The organism is Actinoplanes sp. NPDC049316 (genome assembly GCF_040677315.1).
GTDB lineage: Bacteria > Actinomycetota > Actinomycetes > Mycobacteriales > Micromonosporaceae > Actinoplanes.
Genome location: NZ_JBFAQM010000018.1, coordinates 85528 through 100065, shown reverse-complemented (window position 1 = coordinate 100065; position 14538 = coordinate 85528). Strand labels below are relative to the sequence as shown.

At 63.4% G+C, this 14538-nt stretch carries 12 protein-coding genes; 3 read left to right on the top strand and 9 right to left on the bottom strand.

Going from position 1 to position 14538, the window contains the following annotated elements:
- Positions 1 to 27: 27 nt before the first annotated feature.
- The 4 genes from AB0K03_RS25370 to AB0K03_RS25355 all read right to left on the bottom strand — a co-directional run bounded on the left by AB0K03_RS25370 (position 28) and on the right by AB0K03_RS25355 (position 5264).
- Positions 28 to 1143, bottom strand: coding sequence for a hypothetical protein (locus AB0K03_RS25370; RefSeq protein WP_364689055.1), 1116 nt, complete (start codon positions 1141 to 1143; stop codon positions 28 to 30).
- Positions 1144 to 1309: 166 nt separating this feature from the next.
- Complete coding sequence (locus tag AB0K03_RS25365; RefSeq protein WP_364689052.1) at positions 1310 to 2686, bottom strand: alpha/beta hydrolase; 1377 nt, start codon at positions 2684 to 2686, stop codon at positions 1310 to 1312.
- Between the two features lie 136 nt (positions 2687 to 2822).
- Positions 2823 to 3989, bottom strand: a complete 1167-nt coding sequence (locus AB0K03_RS25360) for a hypothetical protein (protein WP_364689049.1) — start codon at positions 3987 to 3989, stop codon at positions 2823 to 2825.
- Between the two features lie 45 nt (positions 3990 to 4034).
- Positions 4035 to 5264, bottom strand: coding sequence for a M48 family metalloprotease (locus tag AB0K03_RS25355; protein ID WP_364689046.1), 1230 nt, complete (start codon positions 5262 to 5264; stop codon positions 4035 to 4037).
- Positions 5265 to 5371: 107 nt separating this feature from the next.
- Here AB0K03_RS25355 and AB0K03_RS25350 point away from each other — a divergent pair, with 107 nt between their 5' ends.
- The 3 genes from AB0K03_RS25350 (at position 5372) to AB0K03_RS25340 (ending at position 7276) form a co-directional block, all read left to right on the top strand.
- On the top strand, positions 5372 to 5824 hold the full coding sequence (locus AB0K03_RS25350) for an effector-associated constant component EACC1 (protein WP_364689043.1): 453 nt from the start codon (positions 5372 to 5374) through the stop codon (positions 5822 to 5824).
- Positions 5825 to 6173: 349 nt separating this feature from the next.
- Complete coding sequence (locus tag AB0K03_RS25345) at positions 6174 to 6920, top strand: hypothetical protein (protein ID WP_364689040.1); 747 nt, start codon at positions 6174 to 6176, stop codon at positions 6918 to 6920.
- Entirely contained in the window at positions 6917 to 7276 is a 360-nt protein-coding gene (locus AB0K03_RS25340; RefSeq protein ID WP_364689037.1) for a transcriptional regulator, read from the top strand. The genes AB0K03_RS25345 and AB0K03_RS25340 overlap by 4 nt, the downstream gene beginning before the upstream one ends.
- Positions 7277 to 7394: 118 nt before the next feature.
- Here the strand turns inward: AB0K03_RS25340 and AB0K03_RS25335 are convergent, their stop codons facing one another.
- The 5 genes from AB0K03_RS25335 to AB0K03_RS25315 all read right to left on the bottom strand — a co-directional run bounded on the left by AB0K03_RS25335 (position 7395) and on the right by AB0K03_RS25315 (position 14447).
- Entirely contained in the window at positions 7395 to 7949 is a 555-nt protein-coding gene (locus tag AB0K03_RS25335; RefSeq protein WP_364689034.1) for a dihydrofolate reductase family protein, read from the bottom strand.
- A gap of 423 nt (positions 7950 to 8372) precedes the next feature.
- The gene (locus AB0K03_RS25330; RefSeq protein WP_364689031.1) at positions 8373 to 8549 is read right to left on the bottom strand and encodes a hypothetical protein; all 177 of its coding nucleotides are present in this window, start codon (positions 8547 to 8549) and stop codon (positions 8373 to 8375) included.
- 1391 nt (positions 8550 to 9940) lie between these two features.
- Complete coding sequence (locus AB0K03_RS25325) at positions 9941 to 11452, bottom strand: AAA family ATPase (protein WP_364689028.1); 1512 nt, start codon at positions 11450 to 11452, stop codon at positions 9941 to 9943.
- Positions 11449 to 13083, bottom strand: coding sequence for a restriction endonuclease subunit S (locus AB0K03_RS25320; protein WP_364689025.1), 1635 nt, complete (start codon positions 13081 to 13083; stop codon positions 11449 to 11451). Before AB0K03_RS25320 ends, AB0K03_RS25325 begins: the two co-directional genes overlap by 4 nt.
- Positions 13080 to 14447, bottom strand: a complete 1368-nt coding sequence (locus tag AB0K03_RS25315) for an N-6 DNA methylase (RefSeq protein WP_364689022.1) — start codon at positions 14445 to 14447, stop codon at positions 13080 to 13082. The genes AB0K03_RS25320 and AB0K03_RS25315 overlap by 4 nt, the downstream gene beginning before the upstream one ends.
- Positions 14448 to 14538 lie beyond the last annotated feature (91 nt).

Below are 14538 nucleotides of genomic sequence, written 5' to 3'. Positions count from 1 at the left end.
CGTTCGGAGAGCGGCAGCTACCTGATCTCAACGGCAGTCGTCACACTGCGTCGGTTTCCTCCCCCGCGTGCGGAGACGTTCAAAAGATCTTCCACATCTGTGACACACGAGTATCTCCATGACGGGCTCCGGGTCGCGATGCTGCGCAGCAGGTCGTGCTGTCCGTGGCTGAGCCGAGGCCCGTTCCAGCTTGCGGACATAGGCTTCCACTCGGTTTTCCAGGTCCGTGACCGCTTCCGGACGAGCGGCGTCGGCCCCGTACAGTGAAATGCCACGTCGCGCCCACCAGAGCGCTTCCGCCCAGTTCTTGGCCTTCTGCTGGCGTATGGACATCTGGGTGTACGTCTCAAGTAGCGGCACCGCCCCGAACTTCGTGAAGAGAGCGGTCCGGATCACCTCCATCTCGGCGTCGTGCTGACGACACGCTTCGTCGTACTGCTCGAGCGCTGAATCGAAGACGTCTCGGGAGCGGTACAGATTCCGCTCCAACTCGCAGTACATGAAATGGCGGTCGAGGGGATTGGAAACCTCACGGAGCAAGGTCCTGAGCCGCTTGATCGCCGCCGCGGAGTCGTCGGGAAGCTCGTCATGCCAGGAAAGGTCGTACGAGTCGTCGGCGGCGTCGGTGGCGAAGGCCTCCGACAGCCCGGTGCGCATCGCCTGCTGCAGTGCCGGAACGACCGGCACGACCGGCACGAGGCCGAAGTCGCGAGGATCATGAGACAACCACACTCCGAGCATCCCAGGGCCGTCTGATCTCAGCCCTCCGCCGACGACGACGCCGCTCAAGGCGATTCGCCGTCCATGGCGTGTTTGCAGGGCCAAGAGTCCGGAGCGGTAGACCGCTGCGTCAGCACGGGACAGATAGCCGATCTTCAACCCGAAGATCCAGACAGAGATCGCGTTGGCGTCGTACGGGTTGTCCTGCTCCGGAAGGAGAACGGCTTGGACGGGGACGCGAACCCGCTCCAGCCTCCTTCCTCCGGCGATCTGCCACAGCGCGGCCTGATAGTTGCTTTCGCCGACCACCTCCAGGTCCTCGACGCCGCCCAGCAGCAGTGGCGTGTCGGCGGAAGCGGGTGTCACTTCCGGCGTCACGTCCGGAGCTGGTCGCCGACCGAACAACCGTTGAAAGACCGCCATGCCGCCATCCTTGCGCTGTGTCCTATGGCGACACATCACCCTTGGGTGTCGACGCCACCCACGAATGACCGACATGCAGCGACCCCGGTCCGCGGAATCGGCGGACCGGGGTCGGCTCAGCCTGCCGGCGATGCGGCGGACTCCGGCCAGGAACCGCGGCAGAGCGCTATGCCCGCGTCGGACACACCGTCCCGGCCGGCGGCAGCGCTCCGGTGAGGAAATACCGGTCGATCACGCCGGTCGCGCAGGCGTTGGTCCCGTACGCGACGTGCCCGGTACCGCGTACGGTCAGCAGCCGCCCCGCCGACAGCGACCGCGCCGCCGACACCGCCCAGTCGTACGGGGTGGCGGTGTCGTGCGTGGTGCCGACGACCAGGATGGCCGACGATCCGCGAGCGGTGATCGGGTGCGGCCGGTACGTCGGCGGCACCGGCCACTCGGTGCAGACCACACTGCCGACCATGAGGCGGCCGAAGAGCGGGTACCGGACGGCGGCCCGCTCGGCCTGCGCCATGATCTGCGCCGGGGAGCGGTGGTCGGGCAGGTCCAGGCAGTTCACCGCGTGCGAAGCGACCTCGCTGCCGCCCGTACCGTCCCCGCCCGGCTGGTAGGTCCCGGCGCGGAGCTCGCCGAGCAGCTGGTCCAGCGACGGCCACGTCGCGGGCTGGCGCAGGATGTTCGGCAGCAGCCCGTTCAGCTCGGCGTCCCGGCGCACCAGCGGAGCGAGCCAGGCCCGCGCCTGCGGCACTGTCAGATCGCTCAGCGGGCACCCGTCGCGGGTGGGACAACTCGCCTGGTAGTCGGTGAAGGCCTGCTCCGCAGCGCGCGCCTGCCCCGCGAAGAAGTCCGCCTCGTCACTCGTGGGGTCCACCGCCGAGTCGAGCGTCATCCGGCCGACCCGCGCCGGGAAGAGATCGGCGTAGAGCAGCCCGATGCGGGTGCCGTACGAGAAGCCGGCGTAGTTCAGCTTCGGCTCGCCCAGCACCTCTCGCAGGCGGTCGAGGTCGCGCGCATTGCTCAGGGTGTCGACGTGGTCGAAGACCGGCCCGGATTGCGTACGGCAGGCCCGCGCCCACCGCGCCGCACCGTGCTCGTACCGCACCCGCTCACCGACCGATTCCGGCACCCGCAGGCCGGCGAACTCGGCGTCCGCACCCGGCGGGCAGCTCAACGGCGACGACCCACCGATCCCGCGCGGATCCCACGAGACGATGTCGTACGACTCCCGTACCGCTGCCCCGAACTTCCGCGCCATGCCGGGCAACGACCGCACCCCGGACACCCCCGGCCCACCGGGATTGGCGAACACCACACCCTGCCGCTCACCGGTCGCCCGCAAGCGTGCGACCTTGAGCGTCAGCGTCGGCCCATCGGCCCGCTCCCACACCACGGGTACGGCCACCGACGCGCACTCGATCGGCACGTCACCAGCCGGGCACGGCTCCCACCGCAAGTCTCCGGTCTTCCCGTACGCGATGCCGGTGACCGCCGCGAGCGAGGCAGCGACACCCGCCACCGCGAGCAGCTTCACTTGACGAATCATGATTCTCCTGCCGGTCGGAAAGGACCGGTCAAGCATCTGAATTCGCCACCGCCACCACCATCCGGCAGCCCGTCCGGTTCGAGGTAGGGCCACCCCTACTCCGAACCGCACCTCAACGAACGCCGGCAAGGAGGAATCAGTCACCGGCCGGCAGGAAGTCGATCGTCCCGTTCGACGACGTGACGGTTCCGGCGACCGTGAACGACACCGTGTCCTTGTACGGGTACGTCCCGCCGGCGAAGCTCGACGCCGATTTCCCGGTGACCGTGGCCGTCCCGTACTCGACGTCGGTCAGAATCGTGCCGCCTTCGTCCACCGTCAGGTCGTACCGAGGATATTCGACGATCTTCCAGCGGACGTCGCGTACTTCACCGAAGGAGTAGGACGAGAACGGGCAGCCGACCGGCGCGAGAACCGTCTGCTCGGCGCAATCGTCGAGGTACGCGTGGATCCGCTGGTCGACCGCCGCGCGAGCGCCACTCTTGATCACCGGCTCCACCAGCACCGAGGCGTATTCCGGGTCGGACGTTCCCACGTGGACGACGGACTCCGGGGCTTCGAGCAACGGCTGCTCCGGCAGCGTCACCCGATAGGACCCGGGGAATGCCGACACCGAACGCCGGCCGTATTCCGATGCGGCAAGCGCGACAGGCACCCCTGCCACAAGAACGGTGTCCACACCGCCGGCCGCGACGTCGAGCGGGAAGACACCACCGTCGATCCGCCAGCGATGAAAGACCCCGGCCGTCGCCGAGGTGTCGCGCACCAGCGAGAATTCCCGCCGATGGCCGGTTCCACCGACCCGGAATTCGACCTCGACCGTCGCTCGCTCTTCCACGATGTCGGACGCCCGCACATGTACGCCGGAGGGCGGTATATAGCCGTCCGAGCGGAGCACAGCCGTTCGCAGAAGCGTCGAGTCCCCGGGCGGGGGCACAGCCAATCGTGCGACCGCCGCGTCCGCATCACGGTCGGCGAGGGCACTGAAGAAGGCGACGACCGCACGTCCCGGTTGGAAATACCGCACGTCGACAATCTTGAGACCGGCCACCACCAACACCAGGGCGGCGAATACGGCGAGCAGGGCGACGAGCCCTCGAGGAAAACGCTGCGGCCCGGGCAGAAACGGAGGTACGCCCGCAGGCGGCGGCGCCTGCTCGACGGGAGCTGTCAGCGACCGGCCGCACCGCGAGCAGAACCGGTCCTGCTCGTCGTGCGGGTTGCCGCAGCCGGCGCATGCAACGGCCGGGGCCGCGAGCGCGCGCCCGCAGCGCAGGCACGACTCCAGCCGCGGCACGGCCACGGTCCGGCAGTGCGGGCAGGAGGTCAGCGTCGGCATGTCGCTCCCTCAGCCCACGTACGGCGAATCGGTCAGCAGAACGGGAAGGGGCAGGGCCGGGGCGTCCTCATCCGGCAGGGGGTAGTCACGCCCAGGCTCCTCGAGACGCTCGAGACGCAACTCGTTCGGCGGATGCGACGCGCAGATAGCGGCGACCCAGCCGTTGCGTCCACCTTCGAAAGAGCGACGGAATCGCGCCAGCACCCGCCGCATCCCGGCCCGGTGGCCGGCGAGGACAGCGCCCTCGTCGGCGCGGTATTCGGCCTGCCGGGAATCGGCGGCCTGCATCGGGACCACGACATAGCGCACGGTCAGAAAGACCGGCCAGAACGCCAGCCAGACCAGGAACCGCAACACGGAATTGCGGGCCCGGGCATGCAGCCAGCCACCACCGGCCTGCACCAGATAGAGGGGAAGCGCGATACCGCGGACGAAGACCGCCGAGAGCGGGTCGCCGTTGCGCCAATGCACCAATTCGTGCGCCAGAACCGCGGCGATCGGCTCGCGCTCGTAGTTGAACTCCTCCAGCAGCCCCTGGTTGATCACCAGGTGCCGGGTGTACGCGTACGCGTTGGGCTCCCGGCTGTCGTCGATCAGCACCGGCGGATGGTTCGCCAGGCCGAGCCGTTGCGCCGCCTCGGCGACCAGCGGCATCAGGTACGCGACCTCCCGCCGGCTGAGCCGCCGCGCACCGGTGACCGCGAGGATGCGGCGCTCGAAGACCACCCGGTAGACGGTGTAGAGCAGGCCGACGACGACGCCCAGGACGACAGAGCCCAGCACGGTGGCGAGCCCGTCCAGCACGCCGTCCTGGAACGGTCCGATGAAGACCCAGATGAGCCCCACCACGAACCCCAGCAGGGCGCCGACAAGAACACCCACAAGAGCCGCCTGTACGCCGCTGGAGCGCAGCAGCAGATTCTCCATGGCGTCCCCGAGCAGCGGCACGTCCCGCACCTCCTGGGGAAGCGTGCGCTCGCCCTGCACCCCGCTGTAGACGAATGCCACGCCGCCCGCGCCGACCGCGAGGATCGCCGCCGAGGCCAGCGCCGCGGGAACGTAGAGCCACGCCGCGATGAACGCGGTCAGCACCCCACGCGCATTGCGCAGTACGCCGTACCGGAACCACACCAGCACGCTCGGGAAGTTGTCCGGCCGCCCCACGGTGGCCCGCTCCGCCAAGCCCGCGCCGGGCCCATCCGGCTCCGCTCCCGCCCCGGGCGCCTTCTCCGCAACCACCGCGCCGCCACCTCACCATCAAGACAGTCAATGCCGAACGGAGCGAGTATGGTCCACACGGGACCGGCGCCGCCGCCCCATTTCACCGACGGGGGAGGAGCCGGTTCGTGCGAGTGAGCCTGCGGCTGGACGGCGGTGGCGACCGTCCCGGCTCTGCGGTCAACGACCTCTCCACGGCCTTGAACAGCCACGCTCAGCTGCGCGGCCGCACCCAGCTCAGCACCGAACGCCACCACGGTTCCGGCCTCAACGAGACCCTGACGACCCTCCTCGTCGACCTCAGCCCGACGGCCCTGGGCGCTTTCACCACCATCCTGCTGACGTGGATCCGACACCGCACCGGCACCACCCGCCTGACGGTGCGCCGCCCGGACGGCGCCCGGCTCGAACTGTCGGCCCAGCGCGTCCGCAACCTCAACGCCGACCAGCTGGCCGCCCTCTCCGTCCAGCTGACCGAGGCCCTCTCCCCCGCACCCCGGACACCAACCGGAGACCCCTCGGCCGAAGCCGGCCAGATCACCGCACCCACCCCGCCGTCCGAATCTCCGCCCCCGGCGTAGGCCCGACGGCGAGGTCCGCGGCACGGAAGGCGTTCGAAGCCTTCCAGGCGCAGGGCTGACGCCAGCGGCGCGGCTGCGACGCCGGCGGCACATCGACACCGTCACGCACCACGTCGGCGCCCACCGCCGGGCCGGCACCCTCCGCCGGGCCGGCACCCTCCGCCGGGCCGGCGCTCTGAGCGGCTTGGAACAAGACGACGCTTGCTCCAACCGCATCCCTGACAGGCCGCCCTGGGCTTGAGCCGGTTCAGGACACCGCGTCGCCATGCTGGAACGTCACGCCAGGAACCCCTTGCGGTTCTCTTGTTTGCGATCCAAACTGATTGCTAACGCACACAGGAGGCACTGAATGGCTGAGTTCGCACGAGACGAAGAGACCGGACGCCCCGAGCGGGTGCTGGCCGACCTGACGCGCATACGCGGTGCCGTTCGCCGCGACCGGCACGCGTACGCATTTGCACTGCTGCTCTTCGGCATGCTGACGCTGGCCGCCATGCCGCTCTACCTCGACGCCACCGGCCCGGACGTCCTGCGGGCGCCGTACGAGAATCCCGCGCTCTCCGGGCTCGGCGGTGATCTGCTCCAGCATTCCGAGGCCATCGGCTGGTACTGGCTGGCCGCCCTTCTCGGCGGATATCTCGGCACCTTGTGGTGGTATCGCCGACACGCCCTCAAGGTGGGAGTCCAGACCCGGACACGCAGCTACCTGACTGCCGGGATCTTCGGGGTCGTCGGTGGGTTGGTGCTCGGCCCGGTCCTGCAGTTCCTGGCAACCAACACCGCGACATCGGTCTCGAACACCGCCCGGCTGGTCTTCAACCCGATCTACGTACTGCTCAACTTGGGGCTGATTCCGGTGCTCGTGGTCGCCGTCGGCCTGCTGGTGCTGGCCCGGCTCGAACGCAGCCGTCTGCTCGCCGCGACCGGAGCGCTGCTGGTCGCCCTCCTGGCCATGGCACCGGTGTACGTCAACACGGCGCCGTTCGGCGACGACTTCCCCCGGTTCGGATATCTTCCCACCGTGCTTCTACCGGCCCTTCTCCTGGTCATCACCGGCGTCATCGCCACGATCCGGGCACGCCGAACCCGCACATGACCACCCCACCCGGCCCCTCCGAGGCGGCGGACGCGGCCGCACCCCCACACCCCACCCAGGCGCTCGACGACACCGTTCACCAGCGGCACCGCCTCGGCATCCTGACCATCGCGGCGGAAGCCGAACGAGTCGAGTTCACGTACCTGCGGGACATCCTCAACCTGACCGGCGGCAATCTCTCCCGCCACCTCGCAGTCCTCGAAGAGGCCCGGCTGATCGACGTGACAAAGGGATACGAGGGCCGCAGACCGAGAACCTGGATCGCCATCACGCCCACCGGCCGCCGCGCCCTGGAAGCAGAGCTCCGCGCCCTCGAGGCGCTGGTGGTCCGCCACCGACGCGCCAAGGAGGAGTGACCTCTATACCGCTCGAGACAGATGTGGCGCCGACCTTCCGGTCGGCGCCACGAGGCCCAGGCGAGCCCGAGGAGAATGCCGGGCTGCCGGTGAACCGGTGGCGCGGGACTTCTGTGATTCAGCGCGCGCGGCGGTAGTGCATAGCCACAGCGCCGTTGCGGAGCGGCTCCGCCGAGAGCAGCTCGAGCCGGCGCGTGCCGGGCAGCCCACCCTCATGCAGCGTCGGGCCGTGACCGGCGATCATGGGCTGGACGAGCATCCTGTACTCGTCGATCAGGTCCAGCCGGTCGAGCTCGGTGGCCAGCTTGCCGCTCCCGAGCAGGATCCCGTCCGGGGTCACGTCCTTGAGCTTCTGCACACCCTTGCGCAGGTCACCGGCGATGTGGTGGCTGTTGGCCCACGGGAAGTCCGTACGCGTCGACGACACCACGTACTTGGGTTTGGCCTCCAGCTTGACCGCCCACTCACGCATGGCCGGCGGCGCCTCCTCGTCGCGGGCGACGGCCGGCCAGGAGCTCTCCATCATCTCGTAGGTGACGCGACCCCACAGCATTGCCCCGCTCTCGTCCATGAGACGGGTGAAGAAGGCGTGCGTCTCGTCGTCGGCGATCCCCTCCTGGTGGTCGACGCAACCGTCGAGGGTGACGTTGAGACTGAAGATGAGCGGCCCCATGGTCTGCGAGCCTAACGCCATCATGGCGTCGGTACAGGCAGGCGCAGCGTCAGCGAGTCGACGGCACGTGCCCCGAACCCAACCCGCCGAGCCCACCTACCCAGCGCGACGATCGCACCGCGGGGCGTCCGAGGGCTCGGCCCCCGGAGCGGAATACCGGAACGGCCCCCGGTTCGCGCAGTCCGCGAACAAGGGGCCGTCAGCCGTGGAGCTGCTGTCCGCTTATTCGAACCCAGTAGTGGACATGGGCACTCTGCGCGCTGCCCTCGGAGACGTGATGCATTCCGATGCGACCGCAGATGAGACCTCGTGATGTTGTCCAAGCCCTTGCAGGACCATCACGCGGTCTCGACGGGCACTTGGCCGCCCCGGCCGAACCAACGATGGACGGGCTATGGGCACCCACCCCTACACGCATTCCGCTTATTCAGCCGCCAAAGATCGCACGCCGATCACGAGTTCCGGACCAAACCAGGATTCCCGGACGACGTCGTACTCCACACCGTCGACCGTGACTCGACTGGCATTGGACGTTTCATCTCGTTCGGCAGTGCCGACCTGCTCGCCAGTATCTTCGATCACAACTTTTGCAGTAGCCATCTTCAAATCCTAGTTCCCCGCGCTCGCCGGGCGACATGACGCGCTCGTACGAACGGCTCGATCTCACCCGTCGTGGGAGGCGCGGATCAGTCGGTCAGGATTCTGCGGGCGAGCGGACTCCAACCCCGCGCTCAGCGTTATCACGCATCACCCGACGGAGGAGCCGTCCACGTCGCGCAGTGGCCGGCACAGCACCAGGGCGCCCCAAGTGTTCACGGCAATCGCGTCGTCGGCGCCTTCGTCTTACCTCGCTGTGACACGGAAGGACTGTCCGAGTCGCCGAGGAGTACCGCTTACTTGAGCTCCCACCGCCGGCTGGCTCGGCTGAGCACCGCCCTCGTCAATCACCCTCGAAGACTCCGAGCGAAGTTGTTGACGCACAGCCAACAGCGAGGAATCGCGATCACGTGGCACCAGCAATGTCGGAGTGGTATCCGCAAACGGCGAATTTGAGCTACATGTACTCAACGCGACGATGCGACACTGCGTTCCGGACTAGAAGAAAAATGTCGGTGAACGACTACCCCTGCGGCGCCAGCCTTCTACGGCAGCTCTAGGGCTTCCGTCGCGCTCCTACTCGCAGTACGGAGTCCACGCAAGGCACAGAAGGCAGCAGCAGAGTGCTCAGACGCCCTATCAGCCATTTGGCTGAGACCCCGGATCATCCTTAGTCGCTGTAGCCGTAAAGCGTCGTCCCCTGTACTCTCGAATTTCCTAAGAAGCGCGTCCGCTTCGGCACATACGATGGCCACCTTCCGGAATACCATCCTCCTAGCAGACGTCAGTGCTCGATGTCGCCAGTGATACAGGTCGATACTAGTCGCGACTCTCTTCGCGTCGTTCGGAGTTGCGTGAGCTGCATTGACGGAGGGGATGCCAGTTTCGTCGAAAAGCAACAACGAAACATCGTGATCATCAGCCGGATCCAATAGGAGAGGATACTCAAGGCTCAGAGGATCACCAGGACCCTTCGCCCTCACACCATTAGACGAGAGAGGGAAGTGATCCTGCTTTCCCCCATCCGAGCCACCCTCAACGTCTATGCGTCGACTGTTACAAAAGGTACAAGAGTAACGATAGTTCTCTAGAGCGAACGCAAGCCACCAGTACCCACCATGAACTTCACCAGATACCCGACCCTTTGGTCGAAAATGGTCGACAGGATGATCGGAACGAACATCGCGAACTTCGCAGTACCAACATTTTCCCTCCATTACGGTGGCGAGATACCGGCCCGCTTCCCGCCAGAGGTCTGAGTTGTCTTTGATTATCTTCCTACGAGCACCGGCGTCAGTTGCTGCCATCAATTCGTCGTTTACCTGCTTGGCTCTGGAATGCCACTGCCCCGGAATTACCGCCTCGATTCGCTCGAGAGCGACATGCCTCATACTTCACTCTCCAGATCCACTGCTTAAGACATCATCGACGATCTCGCTGGCACTAGTATCGAAGGTAAAGGTCATTCCACGGTCCGCGCCGTACTTAGCTTGAAGATACCTTGCATAATCAGGATCTTGATCCTCCATCAGGTACCCCATAGCCGACAGGTCTTCGGCCAAAGCGGCCAATTCAACCGCCTCCGCTTCGTCGAGCGTGTCTTGAGCGGCCAAAATCCTCTTCCTATCGATCTTCTCAAGAGTCTCGACGTCGAGTGGCGCACGTAGTCCATAGACGTCGCTCATCAGGAGGTTGCTAACGCCCATTCCTTGAGGGTCTTCCTCAGGCTCAACAGCTCGAACCAAACCACCAGCCGCTCGCTGTAGAATCCTGACTTCGCGCCTCTTAAGCGCACTTACAACAAGCGGATCATGGCTCGCCAAGACTACGTGGGACTTATCGTCAAGGCCGCCGAACCTCTCAAGGAATCGTCTGTATTGTGCGCTCCAGGAGGGGTTAAGGTGGGTATCCGGCTCATCCAGAAGAAAAAGCGATTCATCTTCTCTAGTGAATCGCATCAAGCCGAGCACTAGAAGCAGCTGCTGTTCGCCCTCACTAAGTTCTCTGAACGTGAGCGGCGCGCCGGCCTTACGAAGTATGACGCGGATGCGAACGTCGAAAATAAGGTCTGAGATATACGTACTTTCGAGCGCTTTAAAGAACTCCTGATTACTACCATAAAAGGATCGCAGTTGACGAATCTCTTCGGCTGAAGGAAGAAAAAGGTAGAGATGCTCTCTTCGCACGGGACGGCGACCGCCCGAGGCAACTCGCGGATTGAGTCGCATCGGCGCCATGGAGTATTTGTATAGCGCGTCTAGAAAAACCTGGACAGTGCCACGCGAATTCCAAAAACGTGGATCGCCCGATCGACTTTTCCACTCCGGCTGCTGGAGCTCAAATAATACAGAGTCCAGGCTCTCGATCTCTAAGTGTTCCTGCAAGAGCTTCCGCACTTGAGGATCGTCCTCAAGAAAAAAGGCTAGAAGAACGAAATTGGAGTGAACTGCCCGCGCATAGAATAAAGGCCTTAAAGGGTTTTCTCGTCCCTTAACCAAGTCTTGATAGAAACGCTCTTGATGTTGTACAAAGTGCTGCTCGAGCCGGTTCGATGGACCGGAGTAGTATCCAAAGACAAAGTCCGGCCTTAGCCGCCTACCGCTCTCGCCAACAACCGAACGCGCCGGGGCCGAGACGTCATCCACTTCTACTCGGTAATCTCTCCCGCCGGCAGTACCACTAACCGCAACCTTGCTACTGCGACACTCGTATACAACCTTGAAGGTGAGCGACGCCGCCTGGCCAAGATCGAGGTCACGAAAGATTAGTGTTAAGGCTTCGAGAACGTTCGATTTTCCTGTTCCATTGCGACCAACGAGAGCAGTAACCGAAGAACCGCCATCGAACGTTATCGTAAAATCCTTCAGATTCTTGAAGGATTCTAGGTACAGAGATTGAAGTTTCACTGAGCCACTACCAGCCGCTGCGGTTCGGTCCGACCTTCAGAGGTCAAACGGATATCGCCACTGGCAACTGATTCTCTAAGCGCTAGATAGAAACTGTCGACGCCTGCTTCGCTCAAACCGAGCCGGGTGTACAGGTCCTCAGGGCTGGCGTCTCCGCCTAGATCGACCAGTGCCGCAATGAGTTCGCTTGGTTTGACCGTCTGTGCTCCCGACACTGGAACCGACACCCCCTGATCTTTTGTCTCAGACACATCCTGGCTGGCCGCCTCGGCATCGGCTTCAGCCCCCGTAAGCGCCTTCCTCAAGATGGCATCGGCGACTGGCAGAAGTTCTGGGATTTGAACGTTTGGTCTCCAATCTGTTACGGCCTCCCTCCACTCATCGGAAGCCCGCGCTGCAATGTCGCCGTAAACGATCGACTTAAAGACCTCTCGTTCGAGAGTCTCGATCCAAGCCTTACCGGTAGTAAGTAACTGCTCCAGCGAGGCGACCTTAGCGGTTAACTGTTCTAAGCGATCCACGATCTGACCTTGTTCAACTGGGTCAGGAATCGGAACTGGCAGGCGCCGCACATCTCGCAGGTTAAGACCAGGCATATCGATACCGCGCATATGGCCCTGAAGCCACGCCTGAGCTGCTCGACTGGAGAGCCAATGCGCCAAATATCTTGGATCGATACCGCTAGCCGCTCGCAGCCGAGCAGTGCCCTGAGTGATATTAGCGCCATTAAGTTCCTCAGGCACCAGAGCCACCCTGGTATGCCGAATGATTCCTAACAGGACATCGTTGGGACGCAACTTGGACCGCACGTGGCGTTGAGCGACTTCCGTGCCGCAACGCAGTAGTTTGTCCGTACGAATATGCCACTGCTGCAGATCCTGCCCGCGAATGTAGGGGATCCCGTCCTCAACGTCTGGTCCGGGCTTCAGAATCCCGTACGTGATGGGTGCACCAGACTCGACCACGTCGGCGGCGGCCTTAAGCGGCCAAGGGCTAACGCCGGACTTACCTTGGCTCCATGATGAGGAGTGATTGCCGAGGATAGCGTCATCGGCCGCAATAGGAACCAGGTCCTTGAGTGTTTTCTCTACAGAGCCGAGTATGGATGAGGTCTGGTCAACAAGAAGCTGCAGTTCCTCGCATCTAGAGGCTAATTCTCGCTGCAGGTCTAAAGGCGGCAGTGGGAACGGCAGGGCACGGAATCGCCCAATGCCGAGGTTCACGATGCCAGTTGTTCCTTTGGAAATTCTCGAGAAAACACCGGATTTTTGGTAAGCACGGAACACCTGCAGCGCATATTCCGGTAGGACTAGGGGCCCAGCTCGGAAGCGAATGATGTGATTTTGTATAGCAATAGTATCTAGCTCGCCACTATAAAGCGCCGCGCGCCCCACAAGCTCCTTACTTTGCCCCTCACACAGGACGACGTCTCCCGGTCTCAGCAGATGACGCTCCGCGTCCAAAAACGTCATCTCTGAAATCTCGGTCAAGTCCAGATAGCCATCTTGAACATTGGCTACTCGGAGATAGGGGAGCCGGGTACCTGATGCCTCTCGAAGCTTCTGTTGGCCAACGGCAGCGTCGCCAACCTGATCAATCCGATAAGCCAACCAACTCTTCGGAATAGTCATTGCGATGCGTCCCTCGGATATGGCTCCGAGATTAGCTGAGCCATGTCGTGCGCTACCGATAACGCACTCTGGAGTTCCTCGACCAATGATTCGATCATCGCCTCTGGGGTCAAGCGAGTCGCTTGACCACGCACATTCGGCGAACGGATATCAAGTGTGTCTCCCAGGCCGCGCAACGAGGCCCGATCGGTAGGGTAAAAAAGGTCCTCGGCCGTTCGCTCCGCCGCACCTAATGGGTCTGCGCCGAATACGCTGATAAAATGCTTGAGGTCGGCAGACATAAGTTGGCGTTTCTTCGTGAAAGAGACGCCACTGGATCGTAGATCGTAGGTCCATACGACACTTGTCGGCTTCGTATTCGCAAAGAACAGCACCGATGTCCGCACGCCTGTCGCATAAAAAATCCCTGGCGGAAGGCGGAGAATGGTGTGCACGTCGAAATTGTCTAGGAGGTGAGTCCTAATTGAAGACGCAACCCCCGTCTCGAAAAGGACATTGTCGGGAACCACAACGGCTGCCCGCCCACCGGCACGCAGAGATGTGTAAGCGTGCTGCAGGAAGGCCAACTGTTTATTCGATGTGGGGAAGCGCAACAATGTTTGCTGGTTAGGTGCCAATCCCCCCCGGATTCCGAAGGGAGGGTTGCTTAGGCAAAGCGTAGCGCCCAACCGACTCGGGTCGAGCGAAAGGGTGTCGCCTAGGCCTAAGTCGCCTCGATAGCCGTGCAGCAGAACGTTCATCAGAGCCATGCGATGAACATCCTGTACCAGTTCTTGCCCACGGATGTCCGCATACTTGCCGCCGACATCACTAAAAGAAGCAGCAGATACCAAGAATCCCGCTGTACCCGCCGCCGGATCATAAACGACGTCATCGGGTGCCGGCGAGGTAACAGTAACCATTGCCTCTACTAGGGCGCGGGGTGTGAAGTACTGGCCAGCGCCATATCGAGACTCAGAGGCGTTCTTCTCAATCAACCCTTCATAGATGTCGCCGATGATCTGCGAGCCGCCTTGATACCACTCGATTTCCGAAATTCCGTCAACGAGTCTGCGAAGAGCGTGCGAAGATTTGATCTTCGTGTCGGTTTCAGAAAAGATTTCTTTAATCAGAGGATCCGCTGATGCTGTCGCTGCGCGAAGTAGGTACCGATAGCGCTCAAGCAGCGAGTCGTCCTCCTGCCCGGAGAGGTCGGACCACGAGGGAACATCCCCGAGGCGGTCTACGACTGCTCGTTCCTCAGCCATTTTAAGAAAGAGTAAGGTGCTTAGCTCAGAAAGATACTCGTGATACGAGATTCCATCGTCTCGTAGGGCATTGCAAAGCCCCCACAACCTTCGCACTACGTCGGCGACGGTGTCCACGTGTTCCCCTCTCGGCCCCGCTAGCCGCTCACCTGGCGTCGATGCATACCGCTAACGATTTCTGCCTGGCTGGCGCTAGGCCAAGCCTTCT

Bases quoted from the DNA above. Each gene is read 5' to 3' on its own strand.
- AB0K03_RS25335 (WP_364689034.1), bottom strand. From the start codon at position 7,949: ATGGGGCCGCTCATCTTCAGTCTCAACGTCACCCTCGACGGTTGCGTC.
- AB0K03_RS25340 (WP_364689037.1), top strand. From the start codon at position 6,917: ATGACCACCCCACCCGGCCCCTCCGAGGCGGCGGACGCGGCCGCACCC.
- AB0K03_RS25370 (WP_364689055.1), bottom strand. From the start codon at position 1,143: ATGGCGGTCTTTCAACGGTTGTTCGGTCGGCGACCAGCTCCGGACGTG.
- AB0K03_RS25345 (WP_364689040.1), top strand. From the start codon at position 6,174: ATGGCTGAGTTCGCACGAGACGAAGAGACCGGACGCCCCGAGCGGGTG.
- AB0K03_RS25330 (WP_364689031.1), bottom strand. From the start codon at position 8,549: ATGGCTACTGCAAAAGTTGTGATCGAAGATACTGGCGAGCAGGTCGGC.
- AB0K03_RS25365 (WP_364689052.1), bottom strand. From the start codon at position 2,686: ATGATTCGTCAAGTGAAGCTGCTCGCGGTGGCGGGTGTCGCTGCCTCG.
- AB0K03_RS25320 (WP_364689025.1), bottom strand. From the start codon at position 13,083: ATGACTATTCCGAAGAGTTGGTTGGCTTATCGGATTGATCAGGTTGGC.